The organism is Mycolicibacterium sp. P4_G11 (assembly GCF_056555145.1).
The window spans coordinates 1-371 of the sequence record NZ_JBFUJW010000036.1; the positions used below are offsets into that span (position 1 = coordinate 1).

Annotated in this window: 1 protein-coding gene; it reads right to left on the minus strand. The window is 64.7% G+C overall.

The annotated features are described in order from the left end of the window. A partial coding sequence (locus tag AC1U2B_RS28635) for a twin-arginine translocase subunit TatC (RefSeq protein WP_480219442.1) occupies positions 1-371 on the minus strand: 371 nt, incomplete at both ends.

Sequence of the window (371 nt, forward strand, 5' to 3'; positions counted from 1 at the left end):
CCTTGCGCTTGTCGTGGACGCGGGCGATCTGTACCGCGAACTCGAAGAGGACGGTGAGCGCCAGCGCCAGCGCCAGCATCGAGAACGGGTCCGAGCCGGGAGTGGCGAACGCCGCGAAGACGAACAGAGCGAAGATCAGCCCCCGACGCCAGGCCTTGAGCTTCTCGTACGGGAGCACCCCGACGAAGTTCAGCGCCACGATGATCAGCGGGATCTCGAAGCTGACGCCGAAGATGATCAGCAGGTTGATGATGAACCCGAAGTACTCGTTGCCGCTGAGCGCGGTCACCTGGACGGTGTCGCCGATGGTGAGCAGGAAGCTCAACGCCTGCGCGACGACCACGTAGGCCAGCACCGCGCCGGTCACGAAC